The sequence below is a fragment of the Streptosporangium sp. NPDC000095 genome (assembly GCF_042899335.1).
Classification (GTDB): domain Bacteria; phylum Actinomycetota; class Actinomycetes; order Streptosporangiales; family Streptosporangiaceae; genus Streptosporangium.
Genome location: NZ_JBIAZS010000009.1, coordinates 94,254 through 113,294 on the forward strand (window position 1 = coordinate 94,254; position 19,041 = coordinate 113,294).

The 19,041-nt window shown below is 71.6% G+C and carries 17 protein-coding genes; 8 read left to right on the forward strand and 9 right to left on the reverse strand.

The window, feature by feature from the left end:
* Positions 1-23 precede the first annotated feature (23 nt).
* From ACFY3V_RS20910 to ACFY3V_RS20920, 3 genes are read left to right on the forward strand one after another with little or no spacing between them, the layout of a single operon-like run.
* Positions 24-242, forward strand: coding sequence for a hypothetical protein (locus tag ACFY3V_RS20910; RefSeq protein ID WP_362897225.1), 219 nt, complete (start codon positions 24-26; stop codon positions 240-242).
* Entirely contained in the window at positions 239-1,498 is a 1,260-nt protein-coding gene (locus ACFY3V_RS20915) for a 6-phospho-beta-glucosidase (protein WP_362897226.1), read from the forward strand. Before ACFY3V_RS20910 ends, ACFY3V_RS20915 begins: the two co-directional genes overlap by 4 nt.
* A complete protein-coding gene (locus tag ACFY3V_RS20920) occupies positions 1,495-2,466 on the forward strand; it encodes a BadF/BadG/BcrA/BcrD ATPase family protein (RefSeq protein ID WP_362897227.1) in 972 nt (323 codons plus the stop codon). The genes ACFY3V_RS20915 and ACFY3V_RS20920 overlap by 4 nt, the downstream gene beginning before the upstream one ends.
* A 23-nt stretch (positions 2,467-2,489) precedes the next feature.
* Here ACFY3V_RS20920 and ACFY3V_RS20925 read toward each other — a convergent pair whose 3' ends face one another.
* The 3 genes from ACFY3V_RS20925 to ACFY3V_RS20935 form a co-directional block, all read right to left on the reverse strand.
* On the reverse strand, positions 2,490-3,425 hold the full coding sequence (locus tag ACFY3V_RS20925) for a nucleoside hydrolase (protein WP_362897228.1): 936 nt from the start codon (positions 3,423-3,425) through the stop codon (positions 2,490-2,492).
* Positions 3,426-3,580: 155 nt separating this feature from the next.
* Positions 3,581-4,057 (reverse strand): Lrp/AsnC family transcriptional regulator, encoded by a 477-nt coding sequence (locus tag ACFY3V_RS20930; RefSeq protein WP_362897229.1) that lies wholly within the window; start codon positions 4,055-4,057, stop codon positions 3,581-3,583.
* A 46-nt stretch (positions 4,058-4,103) separates the two neighbouring features.
* The gene (locus tag ACFY3V_RS20935) at positions 4,104-5,699 is read right to left on the reverse strand and encodes an ATP-binding protein (RefSeq protein WP_362897230.1); all 1,596 of its coding nucleotides are present in this window, start codon (positions 5,697-5,699) and stop codon (positions 4,104-4,106) included.
* A 163-nt stretch (positions 5,700-5,862) separates the two neighbouring features.
* Here ACFY3V_RS20935 and ACFY3V_RS20940 point away from each other — a divergent pair, with 163 nt between their 5' ends.
* Positions 5,863-6,825, forward strand: coding sequence for a pirin family protein (locus ACFY3V_RS20940; protein WP_389775449.1), 963 nt, complete (start codon positions 5,863-5,865; stop codon positions 6,823-6,825).
* 221 nt (positions 6,826-7,046) lie between these two features.
* Positions 7,047-8,456 carry a dihydrolipoyl dehydrogenase family protein gene (locus tag ACFY3V_RS20945; protein ID WP_389775452.1) on the forward strand — a complete coding sequence of 470 codons (1,410 nt, stop codon included), beginning with the start codon at positions 7,047-7,049 and terminating at the stop codon, positions 8,454-8,456.
* Between the two features lie 90 nt (positions 8,457-8,546).
* Here the strand turns inward: ACFY3V_RS20945 and ACFY3V_RS20950 are convergent, their stop codons facing one another.
* Complete coding sequence (locus ACFY3V_RS20950; protein ID WP_389775455.1) at positions 8,547-9,662, reverse strand: M24 family metallopeptidase; 1,116 nt, start codon at positions 9,660-9,662, stop codon at positions 8,547-8,549.
* A gap of 292 nt (positions 9,663-9,954) precedes the next feature.
* Here ACFY3V_RS20950 and ACFY3V_RS20955 point away from each other — a divergent pair, with 292 nt between their 5' ends.
* The 3 genes from ACFY3V_RS20955 (at position 9,955) to ACFY3V_RS20965 (ending at position 13,559) form a co-directional block, all read left to right on the forward strand.
* On the forward strand, positions 9,955-11,103 hold the full coding sequence (locus tag ACFY3V_RS20955) for a SpoIIE family protein phosphatase (protein WP_362897234.1): 1,149 nt from the start codon (positions 9,955-9,957) through the stop codon (positions 11,101-11,103).
* Between the two features lie 17 nt (positions 11,104-11,120).
* The gene (locus ACFY3V_RS20960; RefSeq protein WP_362897235.1) at positions 11,121-12,023 is read left to right on the forward strand and encodes a 5'-3' exonuclease H3TH domain-containing protein; all 903 of its coding nucleotides are present in this window, start codon (positions 11,121-11,123) and stop codon (positions 12,021-12,023) included.
* Between the two features lie 108 nt (positions 12,024-12,131).
* Positions 12,132-13,559, forward strand: coding sequence for an RNB domain-containing ribonuclease (locus tag ACFY3V_RS20965; RefSeq protein ID WP_389775460.1), 1,428 nt, complete (start codon positions 12,132-12,134; stop codon positions 13,557-13,559).
* Positions 13,560-13,680: 121 nt separating this feature from the next.
* On the opposite strand, the gene ACFY3V_RS20970 is transcribed toward ACFY3V_RS20965, so the two are convergent.
* The 5 genes from ACFY3V_RS20970 to ACFY3V_RS20990 all read right to left on the reverse strand — a co-directional run bounded on the left by ACFY3V_RS20970 (position 13,681) and on the right by ACFY3V_RS20990 (position 19,029).
* Positions 13,681-16,410, reverse strand: coding sequence for a DEAD/DEAH box helicase (locus ACFY3V_RS20970; RefSeq protein ID WP_389775463.1), 2,730 nt, complete (start codon positions 16,408-16,410; stop codon positions 13,681-13,683).
* A 139-nt stretch (positions 16,411-16,549) separates the two neighbouring features.
* Positions 16,550-17,425: a YegS/Rv2252/BmrU family lipid kinase gene (locus ACFY3V_RS20975; protein ID WP_362897238.1), complete on the reverse strand. Its 876-nt coding sequence runs from the start codon at positions 17,423-17,425 to the stop codon at positions 16,550-16,552.
* Between the two features lie 17 nt (positions 17,426-17,442).
* The gene (gene tatC / locus ACFY3V_RS20980) at positions 17,443-18,381 is read right to left on the reverse strand and encodes a twin-arginine translocase subunit TatC (RefSeq protein WP_389775467.1); all 939 of its coding nucleotides are present in this window, start codon (positions 18,379-18,381) and stop codon (positions 17,443-17,445) included.
* 58 nt (positions 18,382-18,439) lie between these two features.
* Positions 18,440-18,775, reverse strand: a complete 336-nt coding sequence (gene tatA / locus ACFY3V_RS20985; protein WP_386208072.1) for a Sec-independent protein translocase subunit TatA — start codon at positions 18,773-18,775, stop codon at positions 18,440-18,442.
* Entirely contained in the window at positions 18,775-19,029 is a 255-nt protein-coding gene (locus ACFY3V_RS20990) for a hypothetical protein (RefSeq protein WP_362897240.1), read from the reverse strand. The genes tatA and ACFY3V_RS20990 overlap by 1 nt, the downstream gene beginning before the upstream one ends.
* Positions 19,030-19,041: the final 12 nt, after the last annotated feature.

A 19,041-nucleotide genomic window follows, 5' to 3' on the forward strand; every position in this document is an offset into this window, starting at 1 on the left:
ACCGCCCTCAGGAGGCAGCCGTCGTGCACCGACGCCTTCCCACCTTCGCCCCGACCCCCCTCACGGAGAAAAAGAACCACACGCTCTTTCCCTGGCCGGTGTCCTCGCGAGCACCGCGCGGTGTGCGGTGGAACCTCACCGGGGTGACACCCCTGCTCGTCACGGCCCCGGTGATCGTCGTGTTCCTCCTCGCCCAACAGGTCCTCATCGAGAGCGTCACGCTGACAGGAGCAAGAGGGTGAAACTCGCCGTTGTCGGAGGCGGTTCGACGTACACGCCGGAGCTGATCGACGGTTTCGCCCGGCTGCGCGACGAGCTGCCGCTGAGTGAGATAGCGCTGGTCGACCCGGACGCCCGGCGGCTGAGGTCGGTGTCCGGCATGGCGCGCCGGATGCTGGCGCGGGCCGGGCATCCGGCCACGGTCGTCGCGACCTCCTCGGTCGAGGAGGGCGTCACCGGAGCGCACGCGGTCCTGCTGCAGCTGCGCGTCGGCGGCCAGGCGGCGCGCGACGTGGACGAGACGCTGCCGCTGGAATGCGGCTGCGTCGGTCAGGAGACGACCGGTGCCGGTGGGCTGGCCAAGGCGCTGCGCACGGTGCCGGTGGTGCTGGACATCGCGGAGAAGGTCAGAAGGCACGCGCCCGGCGCCTGGATCGTCGACTTCACCAATCCGGTCGGCATCGTCACCAGGGCACTGCTGGAGGCGGGGCATCGGGCCATCGGCCTGTGCAACGTGGCCATCGGCTTCCAGCGTCGCTTCGCCGCCACCCTGGGCGTCGCCCCCGCGAGGATCTCGCTGGGCCATGTCGGTCTGAACCACCTCACCTGGGAGCGGGCCGTCCACCTGGACGGGGTGGACGTGCTGCCCAGGCTGCTGGAGAGCCACGCCGAGGAGATCGGCGGGGACGTCGGCCTGCCCGCCGCGCTCATCCGCCGCCTGGGCGTGGTGCCCTCCTACTATCTGCGCTACTTCTACGAGCACGACCTGGTGGTGGAGGAGCAACGCGGCAGACCGTCGCGCGCGGCCGAGGTCTCGGCGATGGAGACGGCGCTGCTCGAGCTGTACGACGACCCCGCGGTGGACACCAAGCCCGAACTGCTGGGCAAACGCGGCGGGGCCTTCTACTCCGAGGCGGCGGTGGCGCTGATCGCCTCGCTGACCGGCGACCGCGGCGACACCCAGGTGGTCAACCTGCGCAACGACGGCACGCTGCCGTTCCTGCCCGACGAGGCGGTCATCGAGGTACCGGCCACGATCACCTCGGCGGGCGCGGCCGCACTGCCCGTCGACCCGGTGGAGCCCCTCTTCACCGGGCTCGTCGCCCACGTCACGGCGTACGAGACGCTGGCGCTCGAGGCCGCGCTGCACGGAGGCGAGGACCGCGTCGCCGACGCGCTGCTCGCCCACCCGCTGATCGGCCAGGCCTCGCTCTCCGGCGACCTGGCCAGGCGCCTGGTCGAGGCCAACCGCGGGCACCTGTCCTGGGCGACCGCGTGAGAACGGTCCTGGCGGTCGACGGCGGCAACAGCAAGACCGACGTCGCGCTGGTCGCGGAGGACGGCTCGGTCCTCGCCACCGGACGCGGCGGCGCCTTCCAGCCGCAGACCACGGGGGTGGGCGTCGCGATCGACGTGATCGGCGACACCGTGCGCTCCGTACTCGGACCGGGAACGGTCACACCGTACGCCGACCACGTGGCCGCCTACGTGGCGGGCGCGGACCTGCCCGTCGAGGAGGAGGCGCTGTGCGCGGAGATCCTCTCCCGGGGGTACGGCAGGCGGGCGAGCGTCGGCAACGACACCTTCGCGCTGCTGCGCGCCGGGGCCTCCGGGCCCGCGGGGGTGGCCGTGGTCTGCGGCGCGGGGGTGAACGCGGTCGCGGTCTCCCCCTCGGGGGAGGTGGCGAGATACCCCGCGCTGGGACGGATCACCGGCGACTGGGGTGGCGGTCTCGGCCTCGGCGAGGAGACGCTCTGGCACGCCGTGCGCGCCGAGGACGGCCGGGGCCCGGCCAGCGCGCTGGCCGTCGTGGTCCGCGAGCACTTCGGCACCCGGACCGTCGAGGAGGTGTCACTCGCCATCCACTTCGGCGAGGTGCCCCACGGCAGGCTTAGCGAGCTGGTCCCGGCGCTGATGGCGGTCGCGAACCGGGGGGACGCGGTGGCCCGATCGCTGGTGACGCGGATGGCCGAGGAGGTGGTCGTGCTCGCGGTGGTCGCGATGCGACGCCTGGACCTGCTCTCCGTCCCGACGGAGGTGGTCCTGGGCGGAGGCGTCCTCACCGCCCGCGACCCGCTGATGAGCGAGCTGCTGGAGCGAGGCTTCGCCGAGCGCGCCCCGCTGGCCAGGCCGATCGTCTCCGACGTCGCACCCGTCATGGGCGCCGCCCTGCTGGGTCTGGACGCCCTCGGCGCCACCGAGGAGGCCAGGGCCCGCCTTCGGGCCCACTTCCACGCCCTGCCCTGAGGCTCCGCCCCTCCAAAGCGGCCTCAGGACTCGATGGACTCGGCGACTCCGGCGTAGACGGTCAGCAGCAGGTCCCAGAAGCGGCCCACGTCGAGGGAGGTGCCGACCAGGGCGTTGGGAACGCGGCCCCGGAGGGCGAAGTCGGTCACGGTCATCCCCGCGGTGAAGCGGCCCGCCGTCTCGACGTCCACGACGGCGGGTTCCAGGGTGATGAGTGACGGATCGATCAGGTGGGCGATCGCGCAGGCGTCGTGGATCGCGGGGCCGTCCTCGGCGGTGATCATGCCGTAGAACCGCACGCACGGCAGGAGCAGGTCGGTGCCGAGCCTGCCCATCGTCGCCATGCGCTCCGCCACCGCCTCCGTGGTCACGGCGCCGCGGCTCACGTCGAGACCGATCATGGTCACCGTCCAGCCCGCGCCGAAGACGATCGCGGCGGCCTCGGGGTCGGCGGCGATGTTGAACTCGGCCGCGGGAGAGAAGTTGCCCCTGGTGTAGGACCCGCCGAGGATCGTGAGCCCGCGCGCCCAGTTCACGATCGCGGGCTCCCTGAGTACGGCGAGCGCCACGTTGGTCAGCGGGCCGATCGCGACCAGGGTCACCTCGCCAGGGTCGGCCCTGAGCGTCTCGATGATGAAATCGGCCGCGTGCCCGGCGGCCGGCGGGAGCGACGCCGCGGGCAGCAGCGCGTTCCCGAGGCCCGAGCCTCCGTGCACGCCCGCCGCGTCCACCCGGGGGCGCAGAAGGGCACCCGCGCTGCCCGCGACGACCGGCACCTCGCCGAACCCGAGGAACTCGCGGAGCCGCAGCGCGTTGTCGGTGGTCCTGGCCAGTTCGACGTTGCCGCCGACCGTGGTGATCCCCAGGATCTCCAGCTCAGGGCTCCCGTGGGCGAGGACGAGCGCCAGCGCGTCGTCGATTCCCGGGTCGCAGTCGATGATGATCTTTCTGGGAGGCACCCGTCCAGCTTGAATCAATTGCCTCACCCCGGCAAATCAGGAGCAACCCCCCAACAGGAGAGCGAAACCGGTCAGCGCGCCCGGAAGAACCCCCGGCGCCCCCTCATCACACGAGAGGACGAGCCCGTCCGGGACGACCCCGCCCCTGGGAAAGGTCAGGCGCGCTCCTCGGGCTTCCCTTCGTCCTGACCCGCCGGCTCAGGGGCACGATGCTCGTACGGCGTGCTGAGCACGACCGTCGTGCGGGTGGAGACGTTGGCGGCGGTGCGGATCTGGTTCAGCAACTCCTCAAGCGCGATGGGCGAGGCCACCCGCACCTTGAGGATGTAGCTCTCGTCCCCGGCCACACTGTGACAGGCCTCGACGGCGCTCAGGTGGGCCAGCCGCTCCGGCGCGTCGTCGGCGGCGGCCGGGTCGATCGGCTTGATGGAGACGAACGCGGTGAGCGGGAGCCCGATGGCGTCGTAGTCGACCAACGCGGCGTACCCGCGCAGCACCCCGCGCTTCTCCAGCCGGCGCACCCGCTGGTGCACCGCCGACACCGAGAGCCCGGTCTCCCTGGCGAGATCGGTGAAGCTCATCCGGCCATCCCTGGCCAGCAATGTGACGATACGGCGGTCGATCTCCTCCATCCGGTAAACGGTAACGGCATTCGGATCGGCGCGCGCCGTCCGCGTGTCACGGCACGGTCCCAACCGCGATCTCCGAAGAGTCCTCCTGCCGCTCCGGCGCGACGGCCTCGGCGGGGAACGTGATGACGAAGCGGGCGCCCTCGTCGTACTCGGTGTCCAGCCTGATCGTGCCGCCGTGCTGCTCCACGATCTTCCTGCAGAGCGCCAGGCCGATCCCCGTGCCCTCGTAGGCGTCCCGCTGGTGCAGCCTCTGGAAGATGATGAAGATCTTTTCTGCGAAGGTGGGCGAGATGCCGATGCCGTTGTCGGTGACGGTCATCCGCACCTCCCCGTCGATCCGCTCGGACTCGATCGTGACCCGGGGCGCGCGGTCGGGGTCGCGGAACTTCAGGGAGTTACCGATCAGGTTCTGCCAGAGCATCACGAACTGGGTCCGGTCACCGACGACCGCGGGCAGCTCACCGACCTCGATCTCGGCCCCTGACTCCTCCACCGCCGCGGAGAGGTTGGACAGAGCCCTGTCGATCACGTCGTTCAGGTCCATCTCGACGGGTTCCCTGGTGATCCGGCCCACCCGGGAGAAGGTCAGCAGCTCGTTGATGAGCACCTGCATGCGCTTGGCGCCGTCCACGGCGAAGTCGATGTAGGTGTTGGCCCTCTCGTCGAGCTGGGAGGCGTACCGCTGCTGGAGCATCTGACAGAAGGAGGCGATCTTCCGCAGCGGCTCCTGCAGGTCGTGTGAGGCCACGTAGGCGAACTGCTCCAGCTCCGCGTTGGAGCGCTTCAGCTCCTCGGCCTGGGCGGCGATCCGCAGCCGGGAGCCGCGTGCCTCCTCCAGTTCGTTGACGATACGCCCGCGCATCGCCTCCATGTCGTCGGCCAGCTCCGCGAGGTCGGCGGGGCCGCCGGTGTCCACGTGGTGCGCGAAGTCCCCCATGGTGACCCTGCGGGAGGCCTCGCGCAGCCGGGCCAGAGGGCCGAACACCGCGATCTTCAGCAACACCGCCACCGTGATGATGGTGATCAGGAAAGCGGCCAGGATGCCGAAGAAAGTGGCGTCCCTGACCGCGTGGGCGGCCTCCAGATCGGCACGGGCCGACTGCCTCGCCTGGCCCCAGGCGGTGTTCTGGACGTCGATCGCCTTTCTGACGGCGTCGAAGGAGCGCTTGCTCTCCTCCGACTGCTCGGCGCTCACGCTCTTGGGACTCTCGTCCCTGACCTTGGCGATCATCGGTTCCGCGTAGCGGGTCCGCCACTCGGCGGCCAGCCGTTCCACCTCCTGGAGCGCGCGCAGCGGTTCCGCGCCCGGCGCCAGCCGCCCGATCTGCGCCGACACGGCGAGCTCGTCGCGCCGCCCGTCCAGGTACGGCTGCAGGAACTCCTCCTTGCCGGTGAGGACGAAGCCCCGTACCCCGGTCTCCTGGTTCAGCAGGGTCGCCTGCAGGCGTTCGGCCTGGATCCTGCCCACCGAGATGTGATCGATCAGCCTGGTGGACGCGGCCGCCGCGTTCCGCAGGACCGTGGCGCCGATGATCGCCGACAGCCCGAGCAACAGGGTCATGGCGAGCAGCACGACGTTGAACCACGTCTGCGCGCTCCAGCGGCTTTTGCGAGATCCGCTCGGAGGTGTCTCGGTGGTCATGCGGCCTCTCACTTCACGCGATGTCCGTCCCACCGGAGCGGTGGGCGACCGTTGGGGTGGACGAAAGATACCGGAACCGGACGCCGACCACGCACATGATCCCCACCCGGGGATTGTGCCACCCCGTGCCCGGCGGGACCGGATCGCACCGTACATTCGCACAATGAGCAACCTGGAAACGGATCCGCGGGAGTCGGCCTGCGGCGGCCTCGCGGACGTGTCGGCGAAACCGGTGAACGAGTTGCTGACCGGCCGGGACGTGGTGCTGGGCGGGCCCCGGGCGATGAAGGTCACCAGGACCCTGCCGAACCGGGACGTCAGGATGGTCGGCGCGTGGTGCTTCGTCGACCACTACGGTCCCGAGCGGGCGACGATGCACGTTCCCCCGCACCCGCACACCGGCCTGCAGACCGTCAGCTGGCTCGTGGAGGGCGAGGTCCTGCACCGCGACAGCCTCGGCAGCGAGCAGCTGATCAGGCCGGGCCAGCTCAACCTGATGACCGCCGGGCGGGCCATCTCCCACGCCGAGGAGTCGCCGGCCGAGGCCGTGCTGCACGGGGTCCAGCTGTGGGTGGCGCTCCCCGCCGCCGCCCGCGAGACCGCCCCGGCCTTCGAGCACCACCCGGCGCTGCCCACGCTGACCGCGGCGTCGTCGCCGGGCGTCACGGTGACCGTCATCATGGGCGAGCTGGGCGGTGTCACCTCCCCGGCGACGGTCCACACCCCGCTGGTCGGGGCGGAGATGACGCTGGAGGCGGGCGCCGGGACCTCGGTCCCGCTCCGTCCCGGCTTCGAGTACGCCGCGCTGGCCCTGTCCGGCACGGTACGGGTCGGCGAGACGGATCTCGCCCCCGGCCCGCTGCTCTACCTGGGCAGCGGGCGCTCGGAGCTGGCCGTGAGCGCCGAGGTGCCCGGGCGGCTGCTGCTCCTCGGCGGCGAGCCGTTCGAGGAGCGGATCGTCATGTGGTGGAACTTCGTCGGCCGCAGCCACGAGGAGATCGCCGGGTTCCGGCGGGAGTGGATGGAGGGCGAGGGGTTCGGCACGGTGCCCGGCACGGGAGCCGCCCCGCTGCCCGCCCCAGAGCTGCCCCTCACCCCCCTCAAGGCGCGCGGGCGCCGCCGCTGACCCCCGCTTTTCACACATCCCCCTGATCTACCTGGAACGACCGGAACGGAGGACAGGGCCGAAAGCGGAAAAGCCGGGGAAAGGCTGGACGGCCCGCGCACGAAGGCGACCCGCCACGGTCCTGAAGGCGTGACTCCGGCCGAGGGGTGCGAAGCTGGTACGACCGGCGTCGCCGGAGGCGGCGCGCGGTCGATGGGCCGGTTCTCTCTGGGAGGTAAGTCGTGTCGGACGAGTTCGACGTGGTGGTTGTGGGCGCGGGCCCCGCGGGCGAGAACGTCGCCGACCGCGCGGTCAAGGGAGGACTGACCGCCGCGATCGTCGAGAGGAACCTGGCCGGTGGCGAGTGTTCCTACTGGGCGTGCGTCCCCAGCAAGGCGCTGCTGCGCCCGGTGGAGCTGGTCGCCGAGGTCTCCCGGGTGCCCGGCCTGACGCTGGGCCCGATCGACACCGCCGCCGTGCTCGCCCGGCGCGACGAGGCGGTGTCCCACCTCGACGACGGCGGCCAGGCCGAGTGGATCAAGAGCGTGCCGGCGGAGTTCGTCCGCGGGCACGGGCGGCTGGACGGTCCCAAACGGGTCGCGGTCACCGCGAAGGACGGCTCGGTCCGCACGCTGACCGCCCGGCGGGCGGTCGTGCTGGCCACCGGCAGCGGCGCGGCCGTCCCGCCGATTCCCGGCCTGGCGGAGGCGTCACCGTGGACGAGCCACGAGGTGACGGCCGCGACGAGCGTTCCCGGACGGCTGGTCGTGCTGGGCGGCGGCGTGGTGGCCTGCGAGATGGCCCAGGCCATGCACGGGCTCGGCGCCCGGGAGACGACGGTGCTGGCGCGCGGCGGGCTGCTCGGCAGGATGGAGCCTTTCGCGGGTGAGCTGGTGGCCGAGTCGTTCGCCGAGGCGGGCATCACGGTGCGCACGGGCGTCCAGGTGACGAAGGTCGAGCGGCCCACGCCCGGGGGGCCGGTGACCGTCCACCTGTCCGAGGGCCCGCCCGTCGAGGCCGACGAACTGCTCGTGGCCACCGGCAGGCGTCCGGCGACCGGCGACCTCGGCATGGAGACCGTCGGCCTGGAGGCCGGGCGCTCGGTGGAGGTCGACGACAGCATGCGCGCGACCGGCGTCCCCGGCGACTGGCTGTACGCGGTGGGCGACGTCAACGGCCGCGCCCTGCTCACCCACATGGGCAAGTACCAGGCACGGGTGTGCGGCGACGTCATCGCGGCGCGGGCCAAGGGCGAAACCGACGACCTGCCGGGCCTGCGCGACGTGGCGGACGTGTACGGCGCGCCGCAGGTGGTCTTCACCGACCCGCAGGTGTGCTCGGTCGGCCGGACCGAGGCGCAGGCCCGCGCCGAGGGGTTCGACGTCCGCGCGGTCGAGTACGACCTGGGCAGAGTGACGGGGGCCTATCTGCAGGGTGACGGCTACCGGGGCAGGGCCAAGGCCGTCGTGGACGAGCGGCGCCGCGTGCTTCTCGGGGTGACCTTCGCCGGTCCGGCGGTGGGCGAGATGCTGCACTCGGCGACGATCGCCGTCGTCGCCGAGGTGCCCCTGGAGCGGCTCTGGCACGCGGTCCCGTCCTTCCCCACGGCCAGCGAGATCTGGCTGCGGCTGCTGGAGACCTACGGGCTCTGACCCGGCGTCCCGGCCGGGGGCCGACACGCTCCCGGTTCGGACCGCCGCCGGGACCGTGCGGCCGGTCACCGGCGCGCGGACCGCTCCGCCCTAGACGACCACCAGCTCGCGCGGGCGGTGGTTGACCCGCTCGCCACCCTCGTCGGTGCAGACGAGGATGTCCTCGATGCGGGCGCCGTGGGCTCCCGGCAGGTAGATGCCCGGCTCGACGGAGAAGGCGAAGCCGGGCGCCAGCGGCTCGGCGTTGCCCGTGACGATGTAGGGCTCCTCGTGGGTCTCCAGGCCAATGCCGTGACCGGTGCGGTGGATGAAGTACTCGCCGTAGCCCTCGGCCGTGATCACCTCTCGCGCGGCGGCGTCGACCGCCTCGCACGGCACCCCGGGGCGTACGGCGTCGCAGGCGGCCTGCTGAGCGCGCCTGAGCACCTCGTAGTACTTCAGGAAGCCCGCCGGAGGCTCGCCGACGGCGTAGACGCGCGTGGAGTCCGAGCAGTAGCCGTCGGGCATCTGGCCCCCGATGTCGACCACGATCGGCTCGCGCTCCCGCACGACGCGGTCCGACAGCTCGTGGTGCGGGCTGGCGCCGTTGGGCCCTGAGCCGACGATGACGAAGTCGACGGTGGAGTGACCGGTCGCGAGGATCGCCTCGGTGATGTCCCTGCCGATCTCGCGCTCGGTCCTGCCCGCCCGCAGGAAACCGGGCACCTGGGCGTGGACGGCGTCGATCGCGGCCCCCGCCCTGCGCAGCGCCGCCACCTCTGCCGGGGTCTTGCGCATCCTCAGCCCGCGCAGGACGGTCCCGGCGAGCACCTGCTCGGCCCCGGGGATCGCGTCGCGCAGGCGCAACGACTGCATCGCCCACATCCGGTCGGCGAGGCCGACCTTGCGGACCGGGCCCAGCCGCCGGCCGACGACCGCGTACGGATCGTCGGTCTCGTCCCACGGGACGAACTCGACGCCGAGCCGCGACGCCGGGGAGCGCTCGGCCGCCGGCAGCTCCAGGCGGGGCACCATCAGGAACGCCTCGCCCTCGGCCGGCAGCACCAGGCAGGTGAGCCGCTCCAGCGGCAGCGCCTCGTAACCGGTCACGTAGCGAAGGTCGGGGCCTGGCGTGAGCAGCAGCGCGTCGAGCCCGGCGGCGGCGGTCGCCTCGCGGACGGCGGCCAGGCGGGTCACGGGATAGAGATCAGAGGGCTCCGTCGTCACGCCGACCAATCTAATCCCCGGCGGAACGGCGACGCATCCGGGCCCCGCCCCGGAACCGAAAGTCAGGGAAAGGAAGGCACGAGAGCAGCCTCACCACTACAATCTGTTGAAGTACGATCACACTTTGTTGGCAAAGTATCCATAAAGCCACACATCGAGAGCGAGCTACATGGTCGGCGTAGTGGGCGGCCACCAGCCACCCCTCCACCCACGAAACGACCAGGTGACCGGTCCGGCCTCATCGACCGCCGCTGAGACGGCACAGCGGTCACGCGGTGAACCGGACGAGCACATGGCCGTTGAGCGACACCTCCTCACCGCACGCCTCGCGCACGCGGAGCGCATGGGTGAGATGGGCTGGGCCGAGTGGGATCTCCAGACCGGAGAGTCCACCTGGTCCGATCAGGCGTACACCATATTCGGCCGCGCCCCCGGCGACGGCCCGATCCACCTGCGTGACCTGGTCGGTCACGTCGAGGCGGCCGACCGGCCCGACCTCGACCGGCTGCTGTGGTCCGTCGTGCACCGGGCCCAGGCCGGGGAGGCCGAGTTCCGCATCCGCCGCCGCGGTGAGCTGCGCCACCTGCGCGCCGCGCTCGACCCCGTCGTGAGCGACGGGCATCTCAGCGTGCACGGCGTCGTCCAGGACATCACCGGCCGCCGCCGCGCCGAGCGGATCATGTCGGAGTCGCGCAGCAAGCTGCTGCGGATCCGTGAGCAGGTCGCGGAGGAGCACGACATGAGCGTGACCCTGCGCGAGGCGATCATGCCGGGCCTGGGAGACAGCATCGACCTGCCGCACGCGCGCATCGCGGTCCGCTACGTCGCGGCCGGGATCGACCCCGGCCTGGGCGGCGACTGGTACGACGCCGTTCCCCTCGCCGACGGCAGGGTGCTGCTCGCCATCGGCGACGTGTCCGGACACGGGATGCCCGCGATCTCCCAGATGGCCCAGCTGCGCCACGCCCTGATCGGCCTCGCGATGACCGGCCACTCCCCCGCCAGGCTGCTCGCCTGGCTCAACGACCTCGTGCTGCACCGGATGCCCGAGACGACGGCGACCGCGGTCGTCGGCCATCTCGACCCGGACACCAGGACGTTCACCTGGGGGCAGGCGGGGCACCCCGCGCCGATCCTGGTCCGTGAGGGGACGGCCACCCAGCTCGACCCGCCCGCCGGGGTGCTGCTGGGCGCCACCCCTGACGAACCGTACGAGACGGCCGGGGTCGAGCTGCGGGAGGGTGACCTCCTGCTGCTGTTCACCGACGGGCTGGTGGAGCGGCGCACCCGCGACATCGACGAGGGACTCGCGCTGACCATGGAGGCCGCGGCCCTGCTGCGAGGAGACCCGGACAACGGGCTCGACCGGCTCATCGAGGTGATCGGCGGCCCCAACCCCGAGGACGACACCTGCGTTCTGGCGATCGGAGTGCTCGGCTGATTGGTTAAATGGTCGCCATGCCCGGCCTGATGCTCCTTGACACCCCCTCGCTGTACTACCGCGCCTTCTACGGCATCCCCGAGTCGATGACCGCCCCCGACGGGATGCCCGTCAACGCGGTACGCGGCGTCATCGACATGATCGCCATGTTGGTCCGGCGGCACTCCCCCACCGAACTCGTCGCCTGCATGGACGCCGACTGGCGCCCGGCCTTCCGGGTGGCGGCCATCCCGACGTACAAGACCCATCGGCTCGTCGAGGGCGGTGCCGAGGAGACTCCCGACACGCTCGCCCCGCAGGTGCCGGTGATCGAGCGGGTGCTCGACGCGGTGGGCATCGCCCTCGTCGGTGTTCCCGGCTACGAGGCCGACGATGTGATGGGCACGTTCACCACGCGCGCGAGCGGTCAGGTCGACGTCGTCACCGGCGACCGCGACCTGTTCCAGCTGGTCGACGACTCCCGGCCGGTCCGGATCCTCTACACCGCGAGGGGGGTCAAGAACCTCCAGCTGGTCGACGAGGCCGCCGTCACCGAGAAATACGGTGTCCCGGGCCGCTCGTACGCCGACTTCGCCACCCTGCGCGGCGACCCCAGCGACGGGCTGCCGGGCGTGCCGGGGGTGGGCGACAAGACCGCCGCGGCCCTGATCACCCGGTTCGGCTCGCTGGAGGCGCTGCTGCGGGCCCTCGACGGGGGCGAGGGAGGCGGCGACCTGACCGCCGGGCAGCGCGCCAGGCTGTCGGCGGCCCGCGACTACCTGCGGGTGGCCCCCGAGGTGGTCCGGGTCGCCCGCGACGTCCCCCTTCCCGAGGCGGACATCGCGCTTCCCGCCAAGCCCCGTGATCCGGAGGCGCTCGCGGCCCTGAGTGAGCGCTACGGCCTGTCCGGGCCGCTGGAGCGCCTGACCTCGGCGCTCTGACGGCTCATCCCCCGCCTTCCCGCCTCCGACCTGCTCTTCCGCCGTGCCGATCACCGTCGCCCCGACCGGCCGGTGAGCAGTCCGCCGCGAGCCGGTAGGTTGCTCCCTGTGCCTCACAAGAGCATCCTGGTGCCCGAAAGGGCCCATCCACGGCTCGGCGACGGTTTCGAGCGGATCCGCCGTGAGATGAAACTGCCCGACGGATTTCCCCGGGCGGTGATCGACGAGGCCGAGTGGGTCGCCGAGGTGCCCGCCCTGCCCCGGCTGGACCGTACCGACCTGCCCCTGATCACCATCGACCCTCCGGGCGCGATGGACCTCGACCAGGCCGTGCACCTGGAGGAGCGGTCCGGCGGCTACCGCGTCTGGTACGCCATCGCCGACGTCGGGGCGTTCGTCAGGCCCGGTGGCGCGATCGACGCCGAGGCCCGCCTCCGCGGCGAGACGGTCTACCTGCCCGACGGGCGCGTGCCGCTGCATCCGCCCGTCCTGTCAGAGGGTGCCGCCAGCCTGCTGCCGGGGGTGACCCGGCCCGCCGCGCTGTGGTGCGTCGACCTGGACGCCGAGGGCCTGATCGTCGGCGCGGACGTGAGCAGGGCACTGGTACGCAGCCGCGAGCGGCTCGACTACGACTACGCGCAGGCCGCGGTCGACACCGGCACCGCCGACGGCACTCTTCGGCTGCTGGCCGAGATCGGCCGGCTCAGACTCGCCCAAGAGCGGGCCAGGGGCGGCGTGACGCTGCCCACCCCCGACCAGGAGGTCGTCCCGGAGAAGAACGGCTACCGGGTCGAGTTCCGCGCCCCGCTCGCCGCCGAGGCGTGGAACGCGCAACTCTCGCTGCTGACGGGCATGGCCGCCGCCTCCATGATGCTGGACGCCGAGATCGGCCTGCTGCGGGTGCTCCCGCCCGCCCCCGCCGAGAGGATCACCCAGGTCCGCCGGGTGGCCGCCGCGCTGGGCGTGCCCTGGCCCGAGGGTGCCGGGTACGGCGACGTCGTCCACTCCCTCGACCCAAGGATCCCCGAGCAGGCCGCGTTCCTGCAGGAGTCGACGGTGCTGCTGCGCGGCGCCGGATACGTCGCCTTCAACGGCGAGCCGCCCGCGCAGGCGGAGCACGCCGCCGTGGGGGCACCGTACGCGCACGTGACCGCTCCGCTGCGCCGCCTCATCGACCGCTACGCCACGGAGATCTGCCTGGCCATCGCGGCGGGCGAGCCGGTGCCCCAGGAGATCCAGCGGACCATGGGCGAACTGCCGGAGATCATGCATGCCACCGGGCGCCGCGCGGGCGGCGTCGAGCGGGCGTGCGTGGACCTGGTGGAGGCATTCGTCCTGCGCGAGCGGGTGGGCCAGACGTTCGACGCCGTGGTGATCGACGTGGCCGAGGACCGGCCGTGGGGTCAGGTGCAGGTCACCGACCCCGCGGTGGTGGCCCGCTGCGACGGCGAGGGGCTCCCGCTGGGAGAGTCCGTACGCGTGCGGCTGACACGCGCCGACCCGGCCACCCGCGAGGTCCGCTTCAGCCTGGCCTGACCCGTTCCCGGACTCGACCGAGATCCCGCGAAGCTCTCCACCGGGCCTCCGCGGCGGGTTTCCGGCCGCGGAGGTCCGCCGGAGAGGCCGGAAAGGAGGGAAACAGGTCGGCGGCAGGAGCTCAGGTCAGGGACGAGTAGGCCACCACCCCGCGCCGCAGGGCGTCCATCGACTTGCCCGCGGTCTGCTTCACCTTGCTCCCCGCCGGGGCCGCGTCGGAGATCTGACCGAGGAGGTCGAGCAGCTGCTTGGTCCAGCGGACGAAGTCTCCCGCGGCCAGTTCCGCGCCGGGCACGCCGTCACGGAGCACGGCGTCCAGGCTGTGACCCTTGGCCCAGCGGAAGGCCGCCCAGGCGAAGCCGAAGTCGGGCTCCCTGATGAACGACAGGCCGTGGTCGCTCTCGATCGACTCCAGCTCACCCCACAGGCGCACCATGTCCGCCAGCGTCTTCTGAGCCGCTCCCCCGGGGATCCTGGGCTGGCGGGCGTCGTCGGCCTGCCGCGACTCGAAGACCAGCGACGACACGCACGCGGCCAGCTCGGCCGGGTCCAGGTTGTTCCAGAGTCCCGCGCGCAGGCACTCGGCGGTCAGCAGGTCCAGCTCGGTGTAGAGCTGGGCCAGGCGGCGGCCCTCCGCGGTGACGCTCTCACCCTCGAGGTAGCCGAGCTGGTCGAGCACCCCGCAGACCTTGTCGAAGGTGCGGGCGATGACGTGGGAGCGGCCCTCGACCCTGCGGCGCAGGCCCTCGGTCTCGCGGAGCAGCTTGTAGTAGCGCTCGGCCCAGCGGGCGTGGTCCTCGCGCTCGTCACACCCGTGACAGGGATGCCGGCGGATCTCGGTGCGCAGCCGGTTGATCTCGTCGTCCTCCGCGGCGTGGTCGCGTGCCCGCACGGGCTTGCCGAAGTCACGGTCGCCGATCTTGGCGTGCACCGAGGAGACCAGGTTGGCCCGCTCCTTGGGCGAGCGGGCGTTGAAGTTCTTCGGGATGCGCAGGTGCTCGACCGGCTCGACCGGGACGGGAAAGTCGGCCGGTGACAGCTTCTTGACCTGCTTGCCGATGGTCAGCACCAGCGGGGAGGGCCCCTCTCCCCGGGAGTTGAGGCCGGGGTCGAGGACGACGGCCAGACCGGCCCTGCGCCCGCCGGGCACCCTGATGATGTCACCCGGCTTGAGCGCCTCCAGCGAGCGCAGCGCCTGCGTCCTGCGGGCCGCGCCGCGCCGGCGCGACAGCTCGGCCTCCCGGTCGGACAGGGCCCTGCGCATCGCGGCGTACTCCTCGAAGTCGCCCAGATGGCAGGTCATCGCCTGGCGGTAGCCCTCCAGGGCCTCCTCCGCTCGGCGCACCTGCTTGGCGATGCCCACCACGGCCCGGTCGGCCTGGAACTGCGCGAACGAGGACTCCAGGAGGGTCCTGGCCCGCTCCCTGCCCACCTGGCCGACGAGGTTGACGGCCATGTTGTAGGAGGGACGGAAGCTGGAGCGCAGCGGGTAGGTGCGGGTGCTGGCCAGGCCGGCGACCTGGAGCGGGTCGGTGCCCGGCTGCCACTGGACGACCGCGTGGCCCTCCACGTCGATGCCTCGGCGCCCGGCCCGTCCGGTGAGCTGGGTGTACTCGCCGGGGGTGAGGTCGGCGTGGGTCTCGCCGTTCCACTTGTCGAGTTTCTCGATCACCACGGAGCGGGCGGGCATGTTGATGCCCAGCGCGAGCGTCTCGGTGGCGAACACGGCCTTGACCAGGCCCCGGGTGAACAGTTCCTCGACGACCTCCTTGAAGGCGGGGAGCATCCCAGCGTGGTGGGCGGCCAGGCCGCGCTCCAGGGCGTCGCGCCACTCCAGGTAGCCGAGCACACCCAGGTCCTCGTCGGGCAGGTGCGCGGTGCGCTCGTCGACGATCTGCCGGATCTCGTGACGCTCGGCGTCGGTGGTGAGCCGGATGCCGTCATGCAGGCACTGCATGACGGCGGCGTCGCAGCCCGCCCTGGAGAAGATGAACGTGATCGCGGGCAGCAGGGCGTCGGCGTCCAGGCGCTCGATGGCCGCGGCACGGTCCGGCGGACCGTTCCTGCGAGGACGTGAGTAGCCGCGGCGCCCCCTGCCGTACGCCTGGCGCTCCTCGTCCTTGGCGATGCGCAGGAGGTTGGGGTTGATCTGCGGGCGCCGGTCGTCGTCTCCGGTGACGAACAGGTCGTAGAGGCGGCTGCCGACGAGCATGTGCTGCCAGAGCGGGACCGGGCGGTGCTCGTCGACGATGACGCTGGTGTCGCCGCGGACCTCTCCCATCCACTCGCCGAACTCCTCGGCGTTGCTGACCGTGGCCGACAGGGCGACCAGGCGCACCGACTCGGGCAGGTGGATGATCACTTCCTCCCAGACCGCGCCGCGGAACCGGTCGGCGAGGTAGTGGACCTCGTCCATGACCACGAAACCGAGCCCCGCCAGGGTGGAGGACCCGGCGTAGAGCATGTTGCGCAGCACCTCGGTCGTCATGACGACGATGGGAGCCTCGCCGTTGACGCTGTTGTCGCCGGTGAGCAGGCCCACCTTGTCGATGCCGTATCGCTTGACCAGGTCGTTGTACTTCTGGTTGGACAGCGCCTTGATCGGGGTGGTGTAGAAGCACTTGCGGCCCTCGCGCAGGGCGAGATGCACCGCGAACTCGCCCACGACGGTCTTGCCCGAGCCGGTGGGCGCCGCCACGAGGACTCCGTCACCGGCCTCCAGGGCCCGGCAGGCGTCGAGCTGGAAGTCGTCCAGCTCGAAGTCGTAAAGACCGCGGAACGAGGTCAGCGCCGGCCCGCTCTCGGCCTGGCTCTGACGGAAGGCAGCGTATCGTTCCGCTGGGGTCGTCATGGCTCCAGCCTACCGATATCGGGATTCCGGCCCGTCCCCCTTCTCCCCGGATCCCGTCGATCGCGCGGGCCACCCCGGCGGGCCGTCCGGGCGGCGCCGCACGGTCCTCGTCCAGGACCGTCGGCGTACGTCGGCGGCCCTAGACGAGGACCGCCAGCGCGCCGGGGACGATCTCGCATGTCAGCGGGGTGGGGCCGATCCGCTCGCCGTCGGCGTAGGCGATCACTCCTTGGGCCTCCAGGGTCACCCGGCGGGCGCGGAGCATGGTGACGGCGGGATGGGCGCCGTGGGAGCCCCGGTAGACGCGGGGGAAGGTGCGCAGGAACTCCATCTTGGGGATGGCCCCGAGGATCGTCACGTCCAGCAGGCCGTCGTCGGGGACCGCGCCGGGACACACGCGCATGCCCGCGCCGTAGGAACGGGTGTTGCCGACCGCGACAAGCATCGCCTCACGCTCGACGATCTCGTCGTCCAGGCCGATCCTGAACGGGATGGGCCGGAAGGAGCGCAACTCCTCGGCGAGGGCGACAAGATATCTCGCCATACCCGGCGGCCAGGTCATGGTGTTGGCCCGCTCGTTGACCCGGGAGTCGAAGCCACAGGCCAGCACCCCGGCGAACCACTCGTCCTCGCCCGCCTTCACGGCGTCGACCGTGCGCACCCGCCCGCGCAACACGGTGTCGGCCGCGGCGAGCGGCGCCTTCAGCGGGATGCCGAGCGCGGCGGCGATGTCGTTGCCCGTGCCCACGGGGATGACGCCCAGTGGTACGCCGCTGCCCGCGGCCGCCTGGACGGCGAGGTGGACCAGGCCGTCGCCGCCGAAGGCCACCAGCGCCTCCGGCTCCTCGGCAACGGCCGTGCAGGCGCGTTCCAGCGCGTCGGAGGCGGAGTCTCCGAGGATCACCGAGACCTCGCGTCCACCCTGCCGCAGGCGGTCGAGCACCGGGGAGAGCAGCCCCCGGGAACGGCCGCCGCGGGCGGCGGGGTTGACGAGGACTGCGATCTCTGCGGGCACAGACCGGAACTTATCCGCTATTTGCCGGGATCGGGGTCGGTCGTTCTCGAATCGATAGGAGCCGGATCGTCGACCGGGGTCACGGCACCCACGGGCGAGACGTCGTCGTCGAGCGAGGAGGCCTCGTCGTCGGAGAGGTGGGAGAAGTCCTCACCCTTGGACTGTCTCTTCTCCCTGAGATACATGAAGCCCTCGGCCAGGCCGAACAGCAGCACCATCGGGATAGCCAGGGCGATCATCGAGAACGGGTCGGTGCTCGGGGTTGCCAGGGCGGCGAAGACGAACATGAGGAAGATGACCATGCGGCGGTGCTTGGACACCAGCGAGCGCGGCAGCACCCCGATGATGTTCAGAAACACCATGAGCAGCGGCAACTCGAAGGAGATGCCGAACACGATGATCATGATCAGCGCGTAGCTGAGGTACTCGTCGATCGTGAGGCCGACCACCGTACCCGGCGGAGCGAAGCTCAGCAGGATCGACAGGCCCTTGTCCATCACGAAGTAGGCCAGAGCGGCGCCCGCGAGGAAGAGCGGGACGGCCAGCGCCATGAACAGGAACGAGTAGCGCTTCTCGTTGCGGTACAGACCCGGGGTGACGAAGCCCCAGATCTGCCAGAGCCAGATCGGCGAGGAGACCACGAGGCCGAACATCGCGGCGACCTTGAGGTTCACGAAGAAGGAGTCGAAGACGCCGAGGATCAGCATCGTGCACTGCCCGGACCGCAGCTCCTGCGCCTGCGGGAGCCCACAGTAGGGCGCCGACACGAACTGCCAGATCGGATCGAAGAAGATGAAACCGACGATGGTGCCGGCGACCAGGCCGAGCAGGGCGATGACCAGCCGGTTACGCAGCTCGCGCAGGTGCTCCATGAGCGGCATGCGACCGTCGCCCGCCTCTGCGGGCGACGGCGCCGCCCCATTCCGGCCCGATTTGGGCCACTTCAGCAGCGCCATTCGCGAATCCTGGGGTGACGAGTCGAGTGATGGGGTTAGATCTTCAGGCTACCGCCGATCACTGCTGCTTGGGCGCTCCGGCCTGGGCGCGCAGCCGGGCGGCCTGCTCCTCGAGGCGGCGGGCCTCCTCCTCGACGCTCAGCGCGGGAGCCGGAGGCTGCGTCGCCGCCGGGATCGACTGCGGCGCCGGGGCGGCGGGCTGGGGCTGCGCCTGGACGACCGTGGCGGTCGCGGTCTCCGCGTCGTCCTCGTCGCGGAGCTTGGCGGTCTCCGACTTGAAGATGCGCAGCGACCGGCCGAGCCCGCGGGCGGCTTCCGGCAGCTTCTTGGCACCGAAGAGCAGCACCAGGATCAGGCCGATGATGATCAGCTCAGTGGGTCCGAGGTTGGGCATTACACATCCTTACGCCGGGCGACGTGCGGTCTTTGCCTCCGATCGTACGCTCCCCCGGCGACAGACTCATCCCTTTGGCCCCGCGCGATCGCCGTACGCTCGCCGAACAGGACCCGAACGGGCTCCAGTCTCCCCTCCGTCCGATCGACCTCACGGCTCAGCGCGGCGGCCGCGCGCAGCACGCGAACGGCGAGGAAACCCAGCAGGGCAAGCCCTCCGAAGGCGAGTGAGACCGCGGCGATGATCCAGCTCATGTCGGGAGACTC